Origin of the sequence: Pseudomonas lalkuanensis (assembly GCF_008807375.1) — a bacterium.
Classification (GTDB): Bacteria; Pseudomonadota; Gammaproteobacteria; order Pseudomonadales; family Pseudomonadaceae; genus Metapseudomonas; species Metapseudomonas lalkuanensis.
Genome location: NZ_CP043311.1, coordinates 4,579,317 through 4,597,619, shown reverse-complemented (window position 1 = coordinate 4,597,619; position 18,303 = coordinate 4,579,317). Strand labels below are relative to the sequence as shown.

13 protein-coding genes are annotated in these 18,303 nt (G+C 66.4%); 4 read left to right on the top strand and 9 right to left on the bottom strand.

Annotation, left to right across the window (positions count from 1 at the left end; translation table 11 throughout):
- Position 1: 1 nt before the first annotated feature.
- The 4 genes from FXN65_RS21200 to FXN65_RS21185 form a co-directional block, all read right to left on the bottom strand.
- Entirely contained in the window at positions 2-1,273 is a 1,272-nt protein-coding gene (locus tag FXN65_RS21200) for an MFS transporter (RefSeq protein WP_151136106.1), read from the bottom strand.
- Between the two features lie 191 nt (positions 1,274-1,464).
- Positions 1,465-2,862, bottom strand: a complete 1,398-nt coding sequence (ppnN, locus tag FXN65_RS21195) for a nucleotide 5'-monophosphate nucleosidase PpnN (RefSeq protein WP_151136104.1) — start codon at positions 2,860-2,862, stop codon at positions 1,465-1,467.
- Between the two features lie 253 nt (positions 2,863-3,115).
- The gene (locus FXN65_RS21190) at positions 3,116-4,162 is read right to left on the bottom strand and encodes a class I SAM-dependent methyltransferase (protein WP_151136102.1); all 1,047 of its coding nucleotides are present in this window, start codon (positions 4,160-4,162) and stop codon (positions 3,116-3,118) included.
- Between the two features lie 214 nt (positions 4,163-4,376).
- The gene (locus FXN65_RS21185; protein ID WP_151136100.1) at positions 4,377-4,874 is read right to left on the bottom strand and encodes a hypothetical protein; all 498 of its coding nucleotides are present in this window, start codon (positions 4,872-4,874) and stop codon (positions 4,377-4,379) included.
- Positions 4,875-5,081: 207 nt separating this feature from the next.
- On the opposite strand from FXN65_RS21185, the gene FXN65_RS21180 reads away from it, so the two are divergent.
- A complete protein-coding gene (locus tag FXN65_RS21180) occupies positions 5,082-9,479 on the top strand; it encodes a DEAD/DEAH box helicase (RefSeq protein ID WP_151136098.1) in 4,398 nt (1,465 codons plus the stop codon).
- Between the two features lie 169 nt (positions 9,480-9,648).
- Here the strand turns inward: FXN65_RS21180 and FXN65_RS21175 are convergent, their stop codons facing one another.
- Positions 9,649-10,407 carry a Mut7-C RNAse domain-containing protein gene (locus FXN65_RS21175; RefSeq protein WP_151136096.1) on the bottom strand — a complete coding sequence of 253 codons (759 nt, stop codon included), beginning with the start codon at positions 10,405-10,407 and terminating at the stop codon, positions 9,649-9,651.
- 53 nt (positions 10,408-10,460) lie between these two features.
- A complete protein-coding gene (locus FXN65_RS21170; protein ID WP_151136094.1) occupies positions 10,461-11,114 on the bottom strand; it encodes a peroxiredoxin in 654 nt (217 codons plus the stop codon).
- A 318-nt stretch (positions 11,115-11,432) separates the two neighbouring features.
- Between FXN65_RS21170 and FXN65_RS21165 the strand changes: the two genes are divergently transcribed.
- Positions 11,433-11,720 carry a GYD domain-containing protein gene (locus FXN65_RS21165; protein WP_151136092.1) on the top strand — a complete coding sequence of 96 codons (288 nt, stop codon included), beginning with the start codon at positions 11,433-11,435 and terminating at the stop codon, positions 11,718-11,720.
- Between the two features lie 50 nt (positions 11,721-11,770).
- Here FXN65_RS21165 and FXN65_RS21160 read toward each other — a convergent pair whose 3' ends face one another.
- Entirely contained in the window at positions 11,771-12,490 is a 720-nt protein-coding gene (locus FXN65_RS21160) for an EthD domain-containing protein (RefSeq protein ID WP_151136090.1), read from the bottom strand.
- Positions 12,491-12,762: 272 nt separating this feature from the next.
- Here FXN65_RS21160 and fusA point away from each other — a divergent pair, with 272 nt between their 5' ends.
- A complete protein-coding gene (gene fusA / locus FXN65_RS21155; protein WP_151136088.1) occupies positions 12,763-14,865 on the top strand; it encodes an elongation factor G in 2,103 nt (700 codons plus the stop codon).
- 89 nt (positions 14,866-14,954) lie between these two features.
- Here the strand turns inward: fusA and FXN65_RS21150 are convergent, their stop codons facing one another.
- The gene (locus FXN65_RS21150; protein WP_151136086.1) at positions 14,955-16,082 is read right to left on the bottom strand and encodes an LLM class flavin-dependent oxidoreductase; all 1,128 of its coding nucleotides are present in this window, start codon (positions 16,080-16,082) and stop codon (positions 14,955-14,957) included.
- A 201-nt stretch (positions 16,083-16,283) separates the two neighbouring features.
- The gene (locus FXN65_RS21145) at positions 16,284-17,468 is read right to left on the bottom strand and encodes a flavin-dependent monooxygenase (protein WP_151136084.1); all 1,185 of its coding nucleotides are present in this window, start codon (positions 17,466-17,468) and stop codon (positions 16,284-16,286) included.
- A gap of 325 nt (positions 17,469-17,793) precedes the next feature.
- Here FXN65_RS21145 and FXN65_RS21140 point away from each other — a divergent pair, with 325 nt between their 5' ends.
- Positions 17,794-18,300 carry a flavin reductase family protein gene (locus FXN65_RS21140; protein ID WP_151136082.1) on the top strand — a complete coding sequence of 169 codons (507 nt, stop codon included), beginning with the start codon at positions 17,794-17,796 and terminating at the stop codon, positions 18,298-18,300.
- Positions 18,301-18,303: the final 3 nt, after the last annotated feature.

Here is an 18,303-nt window from a genome sequence, read left to right as displayed (position 1 = left end):
CTCAGCCGGTTAGCGCCGCACGCCGTCCACGCTCCAGGCGCACGCTGGCCAGGAGCAGCAGGCCGATCACGAAGTAACTGCCGGTGATCAGCATGGCCAGGCGGTGGTCGCCGCCGGAGAGCCAGCTGGCCAGGCCGTAGGTCATGGGGCCGAGGATGGCGGAGAGCTTCACCGCCTGGCCCCAGAGCCCGAAGAACTCCGCCAGCCGCGTGGGCGGGGCGAGCAGGCCGACGATGGCGCGCCCTGCCGACTGGCTGGCACCCATGCACAGGCCGGCGATATTGGCGGCGGCCCAGAACAGGGCCGGGCCGCTGGCCAGCCAGATCATCCCCACCATGGCCAGCCAGCCCAGCAGCGTCAGCGCCAGGGTCGGGCGGTGGCCGATGCGGTCCTGCAGCCAGCCGAACAGCACCGCACCGATGGAGGCGGTGATGTTGACGATGAAGATCAGCAGCAACGTGTCCTGGGTGGTGAAGCCCATCACCTGGTCGGCGTAGATGGCCGCCAGGCTGATCACCGCGGCGATACCGGCCTGGTAGCAGACGGTGCAGGCGAGGAAACGCATCAGGTCGCGGTAGCGTCCGGCCTCGCGCAGGGTCCTGGCAAAACGTGCCCAGGCGCCGCCCGCCACGGCCGGTTGCGGCTGGCTGCGTTCCTTCAGGTAGAGGAAGGTCGGGGTGCTGGCGAGGGCGAAAAGCAGGGCGGTGATGACCACGCAGACCGGCACGAATTGCGCGGCTGTCTGTCCCTGCCCCTGGGCCCAGCTGACATAACCCAGGCAGGCGCCGAGGCTGACCAGCCCGCCGATGTAGCCCAGTCCCCAGCCCCAGCCGGAGACACGGCCCAAGGCGTCATCACGGGCGAGTTCCGGAAGGAAGGCGGCGATCAGGTTTTCCCCGGTGCCGAAGCAGAAGTTCGATAGCACCACGAAGAGCACCGCCACAGCGATGGCGCCCGGTCCGGCCAGGGCCAGCGCAGCGGTGAAGATCACGCAGCCGAGGGCGCTGAACAGCAGCAGGCGTTTCTTGCGTGCGGTGGCATCGGCATAGGCGCCGATCAGTGGCGCGGTGAGGATCACCAGGGCGTAGGAGAGGGCGAGGGTACTGGTCCAGGCCAGGGTGCCCCAGGATTTCCCTTCGGCCACCACTGCGACGAAGTAGGCGTTGAAGACGGCGGTGATGATTACCGTGGTGTAGCCGGAATTGGCGAAGTCGAACATCGCCCAGGCCCAGATTTCCCGGCGCGTCACGCCGGAGGCGAGGCTGGATCGCATGGCGCTTTTCCCCCTGTCGAGCGTCCCGGAGAGACTAGCCCCGCTGGCGGGAACTCGCGACCGTGGGCAGTTCGGAGCGCATCCGCCAGCGAGCCTGCGGGAGCGAATTCATTGGCGATCGCCCGGAAGGCGTGAAACCCTCCATCGCGAATGAATTCGCTTCCACATTGCAATCCCTCATTGCAGCGGCATTACCCGGCGAGCTTGGCTACCTCGCCCTGCACCACCCGATAGCAGGGCTCATAGGCCGCGCCGCCGGGCAGTTTCATCCGGTGCTGGCGAACGAAGGCCTTGAGCAGCTCGTCCAGTGGCTTCATTACCGCGGCGTCGCCGTGGATCTCGTAGGGACCGTGCTGCTCGATCAGGCGAATGCCCTTGTCCTTCACGTTACCGGCCACGATGCCGGAGAACGCCCGGCGCAGGTTCGCGGCCAGCTGGTGTGGCGGCAGGTCGCGGCGCAGTTCGAGGCTGGCCATGTTTTCGTGTGAGGGTTCGAACGGGTGCTGGAAGCTCTCGTCGATCTTCAGCAGCCAGTTGAAGTGGAAGGCATCGGCACGTTCGCGGCGGAACTGCTTCACCGCCTTCAGGCCCTGGGCCATCTCGATGGCCACAGCGGCCGGGTCGTCGATGATGATCTTGTAGCGGCTCTGCGCGGCCTCGCCGAGGGTGTCGCCGACGAAGGCGTGCAATTGCTCCAGATAGGCCGCCGCGCTCTTCGGCCCGGTGAGCACCAGGGGGAAGGGCAGGCTGTGATTGTCCGGGTGCATCAGGATGCCCAGCAGGTAGAGGAACTCCTCTGCCGTACCGGCGCCGCCCGGGAAGATGATGATGCCGTGGCCCACGCGCACGAAGGCTTCCAGGCGTTTCTCGATGTCCGGGAGGATCACCAGTTCGTTGACGATGGGGTTGGGGGCCTCGGCGGCGATGATGCCCGGCTCGGTCAGGCCCAGGTAGCGACCGCCGTGGATGCGCTGCTTGGCGTGGCCGATGGTGGCGCCTTTCATCGGGCCCTTCATCACGCCCGGCCCGCAACCGGTGCAGACGTCCAGGCTGCGCAGGCCCAGTTCGTGGCCGACCTTCTTGGTGTACTTGTATTCGTCCGTGCTGATGGAGTGGCCGCCCCAGCACACGACGATCTTCGGCTCGACGCCGGCGCGCAGGGTGCGGGCGTTGCGCAGCAGTTGGAAAACGTAGTCGGTGATGCCTTCGGAGCTGTCCAGGTCGAAGCGGCGGCTCTTCAGTTCGTTCTCGGTGTGGACGATGTCGCGCAAGGCGCTGAACAGCATCTCGCGGGTGCCGGCGATCATCTCGCCGTCGACGAAGGCGTCGGCCGGAGCGTTGATCAGCTCCAGGCGTACGCCACGGTCCTGCTGGTGGATGCGGACTTCGAAGTCCTTGTAGGCGTCGAGGATGGTCTTGGCGTTGTCGCTATGGGCGCCGGTGTTGAGGATGGCCAGGGCGCACTGGCGGAACAGCTGGTACATGCGGCCGGAACCGGCTTCGCTGAGCTGCTGCACTTCGAATTGGGAGAGGGTGTCGAGGGCGCCCTTGGGGCTGACCTGGGCATTGATGACTTGTCTTCTGGGCATTCGGAATTTCCTTGCAACGATGCCGGAGGGCCGGTCGACCCGACGCGGCGGAATGCTGGGCGCCGATTTCCATGGCGCAGGTTGAGGCGGTGTTTGTTATCTGGGCACTACGAAGTTACGGATATATTGCGGGAAAATCTTGGCGGTCATGGATCAGCGTAATAGCGAGATTACTCCCTGTCTGACAAGGACTTTTTCGGAGTTGTTCAAGGCGGTGAGCGGTGGGCGGTTCGAACGCCGCCCACCGGCGGCTTCACTTGCGCGCTTCGAGGATCAGGTTGAACGGCGTTTCCGTGGCGCGGCGGAAGCTGCTGAAGCCGGCCTCCTCGAACACCTTGCGCAGGCGCGCTTCGCCAGCCTGGGCGCCGAGGCCGAGACCGACTTCCTGGGACAGTGAGTTGGGTGTGCAGATGAAAGTGGAGGCCGAGTAGAACAGGCGTCCCACCGGCGTCATGTTGTCGTCGAGATGATCGTGGGCGAAGGGCTCCACCAGGAGCACGGTGCCGTCGGGCTTCAACGTCTGGTAAGCGTGCCTGGCGGCGCCCACCGGGTCGCCCATGTCGTGCAGGCAGTCGAAGTAGCAGATCAGGTCGAAGCCGTCGCCGGGGTAGTCCTTGGCACTGGCCTGGACGAAGGTCGCGCGGTCCGCCACGCCGCCCTCCTGTGCCCGCCGGTTGGCGGTCTCGATGGAGGGGCCGTGGTAGTCGAAGCCGATGAAGCGCGAGGCGGGAAAGGCCTGGGCCAGGATCACGGTAGATGCGCCGTGGCCGCAGCCGACGTCGGCGACCTTGGCGCCAGCCTGGAGCTTGTCCACCACGCCGTCCAGGGCCGGCAGCCACTCGGCCACCAGGTGGGCGCGGTAGCCGGGACGGAAGAAGCGCTCGGTGCCGCTGAACATGCACGGGTGGTGGTCGCCCCAGGCCAGGGCGCCATCGCCGCGCATGGCTTTCACCAGCTTGTCCTTGTCGTGGAACAGCGCGGCGATGACCGAGGCACCGCCGGCCACGTACACCGGGGAGTCTTCCACGGCCAGGGCGAGCGCCTGTTCTTCCGGCAGTCGGAAGCGCCCGTCGTCGTGCTCCATGTAGCCGGAGGCGGCGTGGGCGCTCAACCATTCGCGCAGCAGGCGCGCATTGCAACCGGTGCGGCTGGCGAGCTCGTCCGGGCTCACCGGCTGGCTGTCGGCCATGGCGCGATACAGGCCGAGTTCGTCGCCGACGATGATATTGGCGAGCATCGCTGCGCCGCCCATGTCGGAGACCAGCTTGCCCATGAACTCGTTGAGTCTCGATTCGTCCATTGCCTGTCCTCCTTCGACGAGCGGGCAGCCAGCGAAAAGCGGCGGAGAGCGTGGAGAGTCTGTGGAAGGGGCCGCGGCAGCCGAGTCGTGTGTAGCTGGAGTGCCCCCTCCGAGTCCCGCAATCACGGGACACTTTCAGTTTAGTGGCCAGCCGATGGCTTATTTCCGGCCAGGCGGGCCAGCCGATGAGCGGCCGGCAGTCAGCGGCCAGTGGTCAGACGTAGATGCTGACCCCGCCCCTGGCCTGCAGCCAGTCGCGGTAGGTGGTCAGGGAGTTCGTTTTCTTGTCGCCGTCGTAGCCGACGAAACCGAGGCCGCTGTCCTTTTCGTCGAAGCCGGCGTCGATCAGCTTCTGCACCTTGTCCTTGAGCTTCAGGGCCTCGTCGCGGTCCAGCTCGGCGACATCCGGCAACTGGATCTTGTCGGCGCCGCCAGATGACGGGGGCGTCTTCGCGGACTGGCTGCCACTGATCTGGCTGCCGCCAATGGCATTGCCCCCGCCGCTCATGGCGCGGAACAGGCCGCCTCGGCTCTGGGCGATCAGGGCGCTGGCATAGCGACGCAGGTCGGCCACCGGGTCCTGGGTGGCGGTCGATTTGTCTGCGGTCTTGGACTCGGTCTTTTCCGTGCCGCTGCTGGTGCTGCCGTTGTTGCTTCGGGAGGCGAGGCCCAGGTAGCTGGAAATGGCCGAGTTGGTGGATATGGTGGTCATGGCAGTTCCTCTGCGCGATCTGACCACCTGATCAGCATTATTCGGGCCAGTTTGCTGAAAGGCCCGAGGTTGCCAGGGCTTTGAGCACTGGCGTACCAGTGCTGCGGCAGGGGCTTGCCGCCGACAGGCAACGGTCTGCCGGAAAGGGCGGCGACCATCGGTCCGTCCCCCTTGAGCGGTGGTTGCAGGCCAACCATAGTGGGAACCATGACCTCGACCCGCTCATCCACAGCGGCCGCGCTGGAGCGTTTCCATCCCGCCGTCACCGCCTGGTTCCGCACCCGCTTCCCCGCGCCGACGTCGGCCCAGGCCCGTGCCTGGCCGACCATACGCGGCGGCGCGAGCACCCTGGTGGCGGCGCCCACCGGCTCGGGCAAGACCCTTACCGCCTTCCTTTCCGCCATCGACGAACTGGTTCACGAAGGGCTGGAGCAGGGCGGTCTGCCGGACCGCTGCACGGTGGTCTACGTCTCGCCGCTGAAGGCGCTGTCCAATGACATCCGCATCAACCTGGAGGAACCGCTGGCGGGCATCCGCGCGGAGCTTTCGCGGCTGGGGCTGGAGGATGTGGATATCCGCACCGCCGTGCGCACCGGCGACACGCCCCAGGCCGAGCGCGACGCCATGCGCAAGCGCCCGCCGCACATCCTGGTGACCACGCCGGAATCCCTCTACATCCTGCTCGGCTCCGAATCGGGCCGCGCCATGCTGGCCGGCTGCCGCAGCCTGATCATCGACGAGATCCACGCCATCGCCGGCAGCAAGCGCGGCAGCCACCTGATGCTCAGTGCCGAGCGCCTGGAAGCCCTGTGCGGACGCAGCTTGCAGCGCATCGGCCTGTCCGCCACGCAGAAGCCCATCGGGCGTGTGGCGGAGTTCCTCATGGGCCAGGGCCGGGGCGCCTGCACCCTGGTGGACGTGGGCTACAGCCGCGAACGCGACCTGGCCCTGGAAGTGCCGCCGGTACCGCTGGAAGCGGTGCTGGGCAATGAGGCCTGGGAGAAGGTCTACGACCGCCTCGCCGAGCTGGTCGCCGAACATCGCACCACCCTGGTTTTCGTCAACACCCGGCGCCTGGCCGAGCGCGCCACCCGCCACCTTTCCGAACGCCTGGGCACCGCCGCCGTGGCCGCCCACCACGGCAGCCTGGCGCGGGACCTGCGCCTTGACGCCGAGCAGCGCCTCAAGCGCGGCGAGCTCAAGGTGCTGGTGGCTACCGCCTCGTTGGAACTGGGCATCGACATCGGCGACGTGGAGCTGGTTTGCCAACTCGGTTCGCCACGCAGCATCGCTGCCTTCCTGCAGCGGGTAGGGCGCTCCGGCCACAGTGTCGGCGGCACGCCCAAGGGGCGGCTGTTCCCGCAATCAAGGGACGACCTGATCGAATGCGCGGCCCTGCTGGATTGCGTGCGCCGCGATGAGCTGGACGCACTGGTCATCCCCCATGCGCCGCTGGACGTGCTGGCCCAGCAGATGGTGGCCGAGGTGGCTTGCCAGGAGTGGGGCGAGGATGAGCTGTACTGCATGATGATCCGCGCCATGCCTTATGCGGACCTGGCGCGGGACCGCTTCGATGCCCTGGTGAGGATGCTGTCCGAAGGCTACAACGGTCGCCAGGGCGTGCGGGGCGCCTACCTGCATCGCGATGCGGTGAATCGCCGCCTGCGCGGCCGGCGTTCCGCGCGCCTGACGGCCATCACCTCCGGTGGTGCGATTCCCGAGACCGCCGACTACGCGGTGGTGCTGGAACCCCAGGGCGTGCCGGTGGGCAGCGTGCACGAGGACTTCGCCGTGGAGAGCCTGGCCGGCGACGTGTTCCAGCTGGGCAACCAGTCCTACCGCATCCTCCGCGTGGAGCCGGGCCGCGTACGGGTGGAGGACGCCCAGGGCCAGCCGCCGAATATTCCGTTCTGGCTGGGAGAAGCGCCGGGGCGCACTGATGAGCTGTCGGCGGCGGTGGCGAGGTTGAGGGCGCGAGTTGATGCGTTGTTGGGAGAGTCCGAGTCGGCCGATGCCACCCTCGGCCCCGGCCCCTCTCCCGCAAGCGGGAGAGGGCAGCAGAACGAGCGGGCGATCGAGGCATTGCGCGAGGAGATTGGCCTCAGCGAAGCGGCGGCGCGGCAGATCGTCGAATACCTGGCGCGGGCCAGGGCTTCTCTGGGGGCGTTGCCGACCCAGCGGCGGCTGGTGATGGAACGCTTCTTCGACGAAACCGGCGGCATGCAGCTGATCATCCATTCGCCCTTCGGCAGCCGGCTCAACCGCGCCTGGGGCCTGGCGCTGCGCAAGCGTTTCTGCCGCAGCTTCAACTTCGAGTTGCAGGCGGCTGCCACCGAGGATGCGCTGATCCTCTCGCTGTCCACCAGCCACAGCTTTCCGCTGGACGAAGTCTGGCGCTACCTGCACTCCAACAGCGCCGAACATCTCCTGATCCAGGCCATTCTCGATGCGCCGCTGTTCGGCGTGCGCTGGCGCTGGAACGCGTCTGCCGCGCTGGCCCTGCCGCGATTCTCCGGCGGCCGCAAGGTTGCGCCGCAGATCCAGCGCATGCGCAGCGAGGACTTGCTGGCCAGCGTCTTCCCCGATCAGGTGGCCTGCCAGGAGAACCTGGTGGGCGAGCGCGATATTCCCGATCACCCGCTGGTGGCCCAGACCCTGGACGACTGCCTGCACGACGCCATGGACACCGAAGGCTGGCTGGGGTTGTTGCGGCGGATGGAGCGCGGCGAGGTGGAACTGGTCGCCCGCGACCTGCCGGCGCCGTCTGCCCTGGCTGCGGAAATCCTCGGCGCGCGCCCCTACGCCTTCCTCGACGATGCACCGCTGGAAGAGCGTCGCACCCAGGCCGTGCAGCAACGCCGCTGGACCGACCCGGAATCCGCCGCCGACCTGGGCGCGCTGGATGCCGACGCCATCACAGCGGTGGCCGAGGAAGCCTGGCCTCAGGTGCGCGACACCGATGAAATGCACGAAGCCGTGCTGGCCCTGGCCTGCATTACCCAGGCCGAAGTGGAGGCCAATGAGGGCTGGAACGGCTGGCTGGCGCAACTGGCCAAGGCCCGTCGCGCCACCTGCCTGCAATTGGATGGCAAGCCGGCCCTGTGGCTGGCGGCCGAGCGGCTGGAACAGTTTCGGGCCCTTTTTCCGGATGCCGTTCTCGAGCCGGCCATTGGGGCGCCCGAGGGCTTCACCGCCGAATGGCCAGTGGAGGCGGCGCTGCTGGAAGTGGTGCGCGCCCGGCTTGGCGGTTTCGGCCCGTTGACGTTGGCGAAACTGGCCGCTGATCTGTACCAGGCGCCTTCGGACCTGAGCTTCGCCCTGGCCAGTCTTGAACGTGAAGGCCAGGTGTTGCGAGGCCGCTTCACCCCCGGAGCGGCGGAAGAGCAATGGTGCGAGCGCCATCTGCTGGCGCGCATCCACCGCTACACGGTCAAGCGATTGCGCCGGGAGATCGAACCGGTGGAGCGCGCCGACTTCATGCGCTTCCTGTTCGACTGGCAGCGCGTCGCCCCCTCTGCCCAGGTGCGCGGTGCCGAAGCCCTGGCCACGGTGCTGGGGCAGCTGGAAGGCTTTGAGGCAGCGGCCGGCGCCTGGGAAAGCGAGATATTGCCCAGCCGCGTGGCCGACTACGGCATCAACTGGCTGGATGACCTGTGCCGCGCCGGCCGGCTGGTCTGGTGCCGGCTGGGTGGGCGCGGCAAGGTGGCCGCGGGGCCGGTGCGCAGCACGCCCATCCTGCTCTTGCCGCGCAAGAGCCTGGGCCTCTGGCGGGCCTGCCTGCAGGGTGCACCGACTCCGGAACCGTCCCCGCGCGCCGAGCGGGTGCGCCAGGTGCTGGCCAGCCAGGGTGCGCTGTTCTTCGACGAGCTGATGGACGAAGCCCACCTGCTGCGCAGTGAGCTGGAGGATTGCCTCGGCGAGCTGGTGGCGCTGGGGCTGGCCAACGCCGACAGCTTCGCCGGCCTGCGTTCCCTGCTGCTGCCGGCCGCGCGTCGCAGCCGCCACGACCGCCGTGCCCGCCTGGCACTGGCCAACATGCAGGATGCCGGCCGCTGGGCATTGCTGCGGGGCAGGACGGAGGAGGGCAATGGCAAGGTTCCGGCCGAGAGCCTTGAACATGTGGCGCGCACCCTGCTGCGCCGCTACGGAGTGGTGGGCTGGCGCCTGCTGGAGCGCGAAGCCGACTGGCTACCGCCCTGGCGCGACCTGCTGCGGGTCTATCACCGCCTGGAAGCGCGCGGCGAGATTCGCGGCGGGCGTTTCGTGGCCGGCGTCTCTGGCGAGCAGTTCGCCCTGCCGGAAGCCGTTGGCCTGCTGCGGGAAGTCCGCAAGCGTCCGCTGGACGGCACCCTGGTCAGCCTCGCCGCCTGCGATCCGCTGAACCTGCTGGGCACCTTGCTCGCCGGCATCAAGGTGCCGGCCGTTGCAGGCAATCGCCTGCTCTTGCGCGATGGCGTACCGGTGGCGACCCTGGTGGCGGGCAAGGTGCACCTGCTGCAGGACGCCGATCCGGCCACCGCCAATGCATGGCGCGCGGCGTTGATCCGCCAGCCGGCGGCAACGCCGCTGGGGCAGCAGTCGAGGCGGGCGCGGATGCCGGGTTGAACACGGAGGGCCGGGGGTAAGGGTGGCATCAGCGGCGCAGCCGCCCTAACCACTTGAAACCGCTCAGAAATTGACCCGAGGCGTGTAGCCCCGCGCGATGCCTGGCCCCTGACCATCTCCCGACAGGTTATCCACAGCTTCATCCACCGTTTTTGTGGGTATGCGCCGATCAGGCCTCGTTGGGCTTATCCACAGCCATCAAGGGGGCGAGCAAGGTGCACATGCTGCGCCAGTGGGAACCTTCCCAGTACAGGCGATCGCAGGCGGCGCAACTGAGGAAGCGTGAATAGAGCGCGCCGATGCGCGGTGGCAGGCGCGGGCGGGCCAGTTCGGGGGCGATTTCCTGCAGTGGCTGATTGCAGTGCAGGCAGAGGCTGAAGGGGTTGGCGCTACGGGCCAGGTCCAGGCGCTCGAACAGCTCGCGCAGTTGCAGAGAGGGTTTCAGGGCGTGCACGTAGCAGCCGTGAGTGATGATGCGGCGCTTGAGCAGCTCGCGGTCGCGGGTCAGCACGATGCGCCCTTCATGGGCGGCGATTTCGGCAATCTGGCCGTCCTCGAAGCGGTTGTCGTAGAGCGTGTCGAAGCCGCACATGCGCAGCAGGCTGGCGAGGCCACCCAGGTGTGCGTCGGCGACGAAGCGCAGCACCCGCAGCGGCCGGCTGCGGACCTTGAGCAAGGGGCTGATGTCCAGCGTCTCGAACTTGGGATAGACCGCCACCCGGTCGCCATCGAGGATCACCCGCTCGAAGCCCACGGACTCGCCGTTGAGCAGCACCAGTTCGACCTCGGTGTGGGGCACGCCCAGGGCTTCGATCATGTGCTTGACGGTGGCCGCCCGGGCGCAGGCGCAGGTGAAGGCCTGTCGGCGCCTTCCGGCCGGCAGGAAGTCGTTGAGCTCTTCGTAGAAGCGGAATGTTGCCCTGACCATGCCGGACAGTATGGCAGGCCGTGGCGCGCCCCCCGAGGAGGGCGCGCGAGCGGTCATTTCGGCTGGGCGACGACCCGCAGGTAGGGCTTCAGGGTCTTGTAGCCGTCGGGGTACTTCTTCTTCGCGTCTTCGTCGGATACCGAGGTGGGAATGATCACGTCGTCTCCCGGACGCCAGTTCACCGGCGTCGCCACCGTGTGCTTGGCGTTGAGCTGCAGCGAGTCCAGCAGGCGCAGCACTTCGTCGAAGTTGCGGCCGGCGCTCATGGGATAGATGAGCATGGCCTTGACCTTCTTGTCCGGGCCAATGATGAACACCGAACGTACCGTGGCGTTGTCCACGGCGGTGCGCGGGCCGGCGCTGGCATTGGGGTGGATCATGTCGTAGAGCTTGGCCACCACCAGGTTCTCGTCGCCGATCATCGGGTAGTTGACCGCGTGCCCCTGGGTTTCCTCGATATCACCGACCCATTTGCGGTGATCGCTGACCGGGTCCACGGAGAGGCCGATCACCTTGGTATTGCGCTTGTCGAATTCGGGCTTGAGCTTGGCCATGTAGCCCAGCTCAGTGGTGCAGACCGGAGTGAAGTCCTTCGGGTGGGAGAACAGGATGGCCCACTGGTCACCGATCCACTGGTGGAAATTGATCGTGCCTTCGGTGCTGTCCACGGTGAAATCGGGCGCTTCATCACCAATGCGGATTGCCATGTACGTCCTCCTTTGTGTCTGGCTGTCGGGAGCTACCGCGAGGGCAGCGCAGATCGCGGCGAGCCTTGTGGCCTGCCGGGGCTAACAGTATAGGCCGGGGTTTCGAGGCTGCCCGGAAGGCGGAAGATCAGCGGTCATGCACCGGCTCCCGGGGGTGCTATTCCTACCCGAAGGAGGTCGTCGGAAGCATGTTTGTCGACAGGGCCCGTGGCGGGTCGCGCCTGGTGGGCATGCATGGCTGGAAGAATGTCGGCCTTCTTCCGATGCAGTGGCTTCCGCAATCGGACCGTCGCTCTGCAACGCAAGAGGAGCGAAGACATGGCTACCTTCATCACGCTGGCGACCTTCACGGATCAGGGCATTCGCAACGTCAAGGATTCCCCGGATCGCTTCGTAGCCTTCAAAGGGTTGGCCGAGCAGCTTGGCCTTTCGGTCAAGACCGCCTACTGGACGGTGGGCAGCTATGACCTGGTGCTGATAGTGGAGGGGGACGAGGCGGCGGCGACCACGCTGCTGCTCAAGACGGGCCAGTTAGGCAATGTCAGGACGCAGACGCTGCGTGGCTACTCGGAGCAGGAGTTCCGGCGCCTGCTCGGCGGCCTGTAGCAGAACCCGCCCACCAACGGGGAGCAGCCGGATGGCCGCTCCCCCTGGGTTCAAAGCGCGGCAGCGGCCTTGAGCACGTACTGGCTGGTGGGGAGTACGTCGAGTTTGTCGAAGTCGATGAAGCGATTGCAGCTGTCCATCATCGCCGCGAGGTTCTGCTGGAACTTCGCCTCGTCTCCCGGCGCATCGAAGAAGGCCATGGGATCGGTCATGGCGGCCGGGGGGAAGGCTTCCTCGACTATCGCGTCCACCGGCGCGGCGCCGTGGGTGAGGGCGCGCACCACCAGGTTCTGCACGTAGAGGAAATTGTCCTGGGTGTCGATGGCGACCCGGGTGTGGTGGTTGCGCCAGATATCCAGCCAGGCGTCGCGGGTCAGGCGCGGTGGGCAGCTGAGGAAGGCGATCTGCGAGAAGCCATGGGTGCGCTGGCCTGCGTGGGCGGGGAAGCGGGTATTGCGAATCACCACCGATTCGCTCACCAGGTAGGCCGCCAGGCGGCTGGAAACCGCCTTCAGGACATCATCGAACGGGCGGCGCACGTCGGTGTTGGCGCTGTCGGCCCAGAGCGACAGGGTGGCGTCCGGCAGCGGCCGGTTGTTTTCCTGGCGCAGGCCGGCGGCGGGTGCGACGTCGGCGTCGGCCAGGTTCACCTGCAGGCCCCGGGCGCCCAGGGTGAAGAGTTGCTCGGCGACCACGCCACGCAGGCGCTGGGAGAAGCTTTCGAGGCTGTCCTGCGGGTCGCGCCACAGGGTGTAGATGATCTTTTCCACGGTAAGGTCCTTCGGCTGTTGTTGAGTGCGCTCCAGAACATGCGGTCTGGCCGGTGGCCCTGCATCGTCCGCCCGGACTAGCGGATGAGCGGCCGGTGGAGCGGGCGAGGCGGTGCTAGCGTTAGTGAAGGGGACACGCGGCCTTGGGGGCTGCCATTCCCTTGCAGCACGGCCATTCGCCCACAACCCTTGTATCCGAACCCGGTGCCGCTGGCACCGCTGGCGAACGTGCGGCCCTGCCATAACCCATAACCCGCACGGAGGTGATCGCCATGTCCCGTACAACTCCCATCAGCCATTACCGCAACATCGGCATAGTGGCCCATGTGGACGCCGGCAAGACCACCACCACCGAACGGGTCCTCTACTACACCGGGGTCAACCACAAGATGGGCGAGGTGCACGACGGCGCCGCGACCATGGACTGGATGGTCCAGGAGCAGGAACGCGGTATCACCATCACCTCGGCGGCCACCACGGCCTTCTGGAGCGGCTCGCGCAAGCAGCTCGACAAGTTCCGCATCAACATCATCGACACCCCCGGCCACGTCGACTTCACCATCGAGGTGGAGCGCTCGCTGCGGGTGCTGGACGGTGCGGTGGTGGTGTTCAGCGGTGCCGACGGGGTGGAACCGCAATCCGAGACGGTCTGGCGCCAGGCCGACAAGTACCACGTGCCGCGCATCGCCTACGTGAACAAGATGGACCGTGCCGGCGCCGACTTCCTGCGGGTGGTGGAGCAGATCAGGAAACGCCTCGGCCACACCCCGGTGCCGATCCAGTTGCCGATAGGCCAGGAAGAGAACTTCAACGGCCAGATCGACCTCATCCGCATGAAGGCCATCTACTGGAACGACGCCGACCAGGGCGCCAGTTTCCGCGAGGAGGAGATTCCCGCCGCCTTGCAGGATGACGCCCGCCGCTGGCGCAATGTGATGGTGGAGGTCGCCGCCGAGGCCAACGAGGAGCTGATGACCAAGTACCTCGACGAGGGCGACCTGAGCGAAGAGGAGATCAAGACCGGCCTGCGCATCCGCACCCTGTCCTGCGAAGTGGTGCCGGCGGTGTGCGGCTCCTCCTTCAAGAACAAGGGCGTGCCGCTGGTGCTGGATGCCGTGGTCGAGCTGCTGCCGGCGCCTACCGAGATTCCGTCCATTCGCGGCACCCATCCGGACCACCCGGAGAAGGAGGACGAACGCCACGCCGACGATAGCGAACCCTTCTCGTCACTGGCGTTCAAGATCGCCACCGACCCCTTCGTCGGCACCCTGACCTTCGTCCGCGTCTACTCCGGCGTATTGAACTCGGGCGATGCCGTGCTCAATTCGGTGAAGGGCAAGAAGGAACGCGTCGGCCGCATGGTGCAGATGCACGCGAACCATCGCGCCGAGATCAAGGAAGTGCGCGCCGGAGATATCGCCGCGCTGATCGGCATGAAGGACGTCACCACCGGCGACACCCTGTGCGACCTGAACAAACCCATCGTCCTCGAACGCATGGATTTCCCCGAGCCGGTGATCTCCATCGCCGTCGAACCCAAGACCAAGGCCGACCAGGAAAAGATGGGCATCGCCCTTGGCCGGCTGGCGCAGGAAGACCCGTCGTTCCGGGTGAAGACGGACGAGGAGACCGGGCAAACCATCATCTCCGGCATGGGCGAACTGCACCTGGACATCATCGTCGACCGCATGAAGCGTGAATTCGGCGTCGAGGCCAACACCGGCAAACCCCAGGTGGCCTACCGCGAGACCATCCGCAAGACCTGCGAGATCGAAGGCAAGTTCGTTCGCCAGTCCGGCGGCCGTGGCCAGTACGGCCATTGCTGGATTCGCTTCGCGCCGGCGGACGAAGGCAAGGAGGGGCTGGAGTTCGTCAACGAAGTGGTTGGCGGCGTCGTGCCCCGCGAATTCATCCCGGCGATCCAGAAAGGCATCGAGGAGCAGATGAAGAACGGCGTGCTCGCCGGTTATCCCCTGATCGGCCTCAAGGCCGCCGTGTTCGACGGCTCCTACCACGATGTGGACTCCAGCGAGATGGCCTTCAAGATCGCCGCCTCCATGGCCACCAAGCAGCTCTCGCAGAAGGGCGGCGCGGTGCTGCTGGAGCCGGTGATGAAGCTGGAAGTGGTGACCCCCGAGGACTACATGGGCGACATCATGGGCGACCTCAACCGCCGCCGGGGCCTGATCCACGGCATGGACGACGGCGTGTCCGGCAAGATCATCCGCGCCGAGGTGCCCCTGGGCGAGATGTTCGGCTACGCCACCGACGTGCGCTCCATGTCCCAGGGCCGCGCCAGCTTCTCCATGGAGTTCGCCCGCTACGCCGAAGCACCGGCGAGCATTGCCGAGGCGATTGTGAAGAAATCGGGCTGAGGTCCACAGGAAGAGCCCCCACCGTTGACCAGCGCAAAAGAAAAACGGGCCCGAAGGCCCGTTTTTCATTCCTCACTCCGCTGCTCAGGTCAGTCCTTCTGTTTGCGGAAGTAGGGAATCACGTGCTCGCCGATGTTCTTCAGCGTCTCGAGCTGCGCCCACTGGGGCACGGTGCCCATCTGGCAGATGAAGAGGATTTCGTCGGCGCCGGCGTCGATCAGGCGCTGCACGTAGCCGATGCAATCCTTCACGGTGCCGTAGGCATGGTTGGGGTTCATCATCGCCATGGTCGGGTCGGAGAAGTCGACCTTGACCTCCTCGGAAGCGAAGCGCGACCTGATCACCGCCTGGCCGTTGCCGTCGACGAAGGTGTCGTCCTTCCACTTTTCCGGGTCCGGGCGTTCGCCGCCGGCGTACCAGTACGCCAGGGATTCCATGAAGTAGCGCTGGCCACGGATGCCGATGTGGCGGGCCTTCTCGTTATCGTCCAGGACAATGGCCGGGCACAGTGCGGCGATGTGGCGATTGGGGCGGAAGCCCACCTGGTTCTTCTCGTCACGGTTGTCCCAGGCCTCGTGGTACACGGCGACCTTCTTGGCGATTTCCTCGGGGCCGCCGAAGCCCAGCACCAGGGCGCCCATGCCACGGCCGCCGGCGTTCTTCAGCGACTCGGTGTTGGTGCAGGCCAGGTACATCGGCGGGTGCGGGTCCTGGTAGGGCTTGGGATGGATCGGACGTTTGGGGATCTTCACGAAGTCGCCGTTATGCTCGATCTCGTCCTGCACGAACATCTTCGGGATCAGGTACATGGCTTCGTCGATCTGCGGCTGCAGGGTGGCCAGGTCATAGCCGAAGGTGCCGGCCTCCTGCTGGGTGCCGCCCTTGCCCACGCCGAAGTGCACGCGGCCCTTGGACAGCAGGTCGAGGGTGGCGATGCGCTCGGCCACCTTCACCGGGTGGTTCATGGCCGGCGGCAGGCAGACCACGCCATGGCCGATGCCGATGCGCTCGGTCTTGCCGGCGACGAAGGCGAGCATGGTTTCCGGTGCCGACATGTGGGAGTAGTTGGTCAGCGCGGTGTGTTCCACGCACCAGAAGTTGTCGAAACCGAGCTTGTCGGCGAGTACGGCCTGCTCGACGGTTTCGTCGAAGATGCGACGGTCGCCTTCGCGGCTGGAATCGATCGTCTGTGCCTCGTATATCAGGGAGAATTTCATGCGCTTGGCCCTTCTTGTTCTTCGTTCGGTCAACCCGTAGATGTCGGGTCTTGAGCGCATGGTGTGGGATCGAAAACTGCACTGAATCCCCCAAAGGGACTAGTCATCTTGAAGCCCCGCACAGCATGACGCCCGCGCGGGGCGGGCGTCGTGGCGAGGCGGGTTCGCCAGCAAGCTGGCTCCTACGCAGGAGCGTGCTTGTCAGAGGAAGAAGTCGGTGCTGTCCAGGCCCATCCCCACGCCGCCCAGGTTGAGGGCGTACTTGCCCGGGCAGTTGGCCACGTGGGCTCGGCCGGTGTGGATATCGCGGAAGGCGCGGTTGATGCCGTGCTGGCGGAAGATGGTGGAGGCGCCGCTGTTGTACATCAGCGCTTCCACCGCCTGGGCGCACTTGTCCGGGACGATGGCGGAGTCGTAGCGCATCTTCACCCGCTCAGGGATGGTCAACGCTTCGCCCGCCCTGGCTCGCTGCATCATCAGGTCGAAGTTGCGCAGGAGCACCGTGCGGCATTCGTCCACCGTGACCATGGCGTTGGCCAGGGCGGTCTGGGCGCCGGGGTCCTGGATGATCCTGCGGCCATCGTTGACCCCGACGCGGCCCTTGTTGGCCTCGACGAACAGGTCGATGGCGCCCTGCAATGCACCGATGGTGGACGACGACACCGCCCGCACGAAGATCTGCCCGAAGGGCAGGCGGAACAGCGGGGCTGTATTCACTGCGTTGCCCGGGCTGTTCTGCAGGAAGCCGTCGATGGAGCGGTGGGTGCGGTGTTCGGGCACGAATACGTCCTGCACCAGCACGTCGTGAGAGCCGGTGGCCTCCAGGCCCATCACGTCCCAGTTGTCGACGATGCTGTAGTCGCTGCGCGGCACCAGGAAGGTGCGGTAGTCCGGCCCGTCGCCCTCCTTCTCCGGCGGCACCATGGCGCCGAGGAAGGCCCACTGGCAGTGCTTGCTGCCCGATGAGAAACCCCAGCGGCCGCTCAGGCGGAAACCGCCTTCGACGCGGGAGACCTTGCCCACCGGCATGTAGGAGGAGGAGATCAGCACGCTCGAATCCTGGCCCCAGACATCCTGCGCCGCACGGTCGTCGAACAGTGCCAGCTGCCAGTTGTGGATGGCCACCACGCCCAGCACCCAGGCCGAGGACATGCAGCCCTCGGCGAGGGTCATCTGCACTTCGAAGAAATCACGCGGCTCCAGCTCGTAGCCCTCCCAGCGCGCGGGCTGGAGGATGCGGAAGAAGCCCGCTTCCTGGAAATCGCGGATGGTCTCTTCCGGCAGCTGGCCGTTCTTCGCGGCCAGTGGCGCGCGTTCGCGCAGCACGGGCACCAGCTCTTTGGCACGTTGTTTCAGGCGTTGGCGGATCAGGTCTTGGTCGAGCATGTTGTTGTTCTCCTGTTGAAGGCTTTTCCACCTATCGCCGGGCATTCAAACAACGGGCAAGCGGGGCGGCATCCTTCAAACGGACCATATGCCCCATCTGTGCAGGGGGCCTGCTCTTTGTGGGGGCGAATTCATTCGCGAATGGCAGCGCAGCTGCCACCTGCAGGGCCGCAGGGCAGCCCTTCGGCCTGCATAGCGAATGAATTCGCCCCCACAGGTGAAGAGCCCCATGTACCGGCGTTCTGACTAGTCCCCTCGGACGATGTTGCCCGCCGGGCCCTGGCGAAGAATCGGCTCCACTTGAGAACAACAAGAGGGCAGTGCGATGAGCCAGGCCGATCTGAAAGGCGAGATGCTCCAGGCGATGCGTCGTCTGGCGAAGTCCGTGACCATCATCACCACCAGCAACGGCCAGGAGCGGTTCGCCATGTCCGCCACGGCGGTGGATTCGCTTTCCACCGAGCCGCCGTCGCTGCTCATCTGCGTGAACAAGACCGCGTCGCTGCACGCCGTGCTGGATGCGGGGGCGGATTTCTGCGTGAACATCCTCGGCCTGGAACAGGAGGAACTGTCCCACCTGTGCAGCGGCCCGGTGAAGGGCGAGGCGCGCTTCCAGCGTGGTGACTGGCGCAACAGCGAGGGTGGGATTCCATACCTGGGCGATGCCCAGTCCGCCATCCTCTGCCAGCAGGACGGCAAGTTCAGCTACGGCACCCACACCATCTTCATCGGCCGCATCGTGGAGATCCACAACAGCGCCGAGATCAGTCCGCTGGTCTACCTGAACGGCGCCTACACCACTACCGCGCCGTCGCTGGCCGCGGCCAGCTGAGGG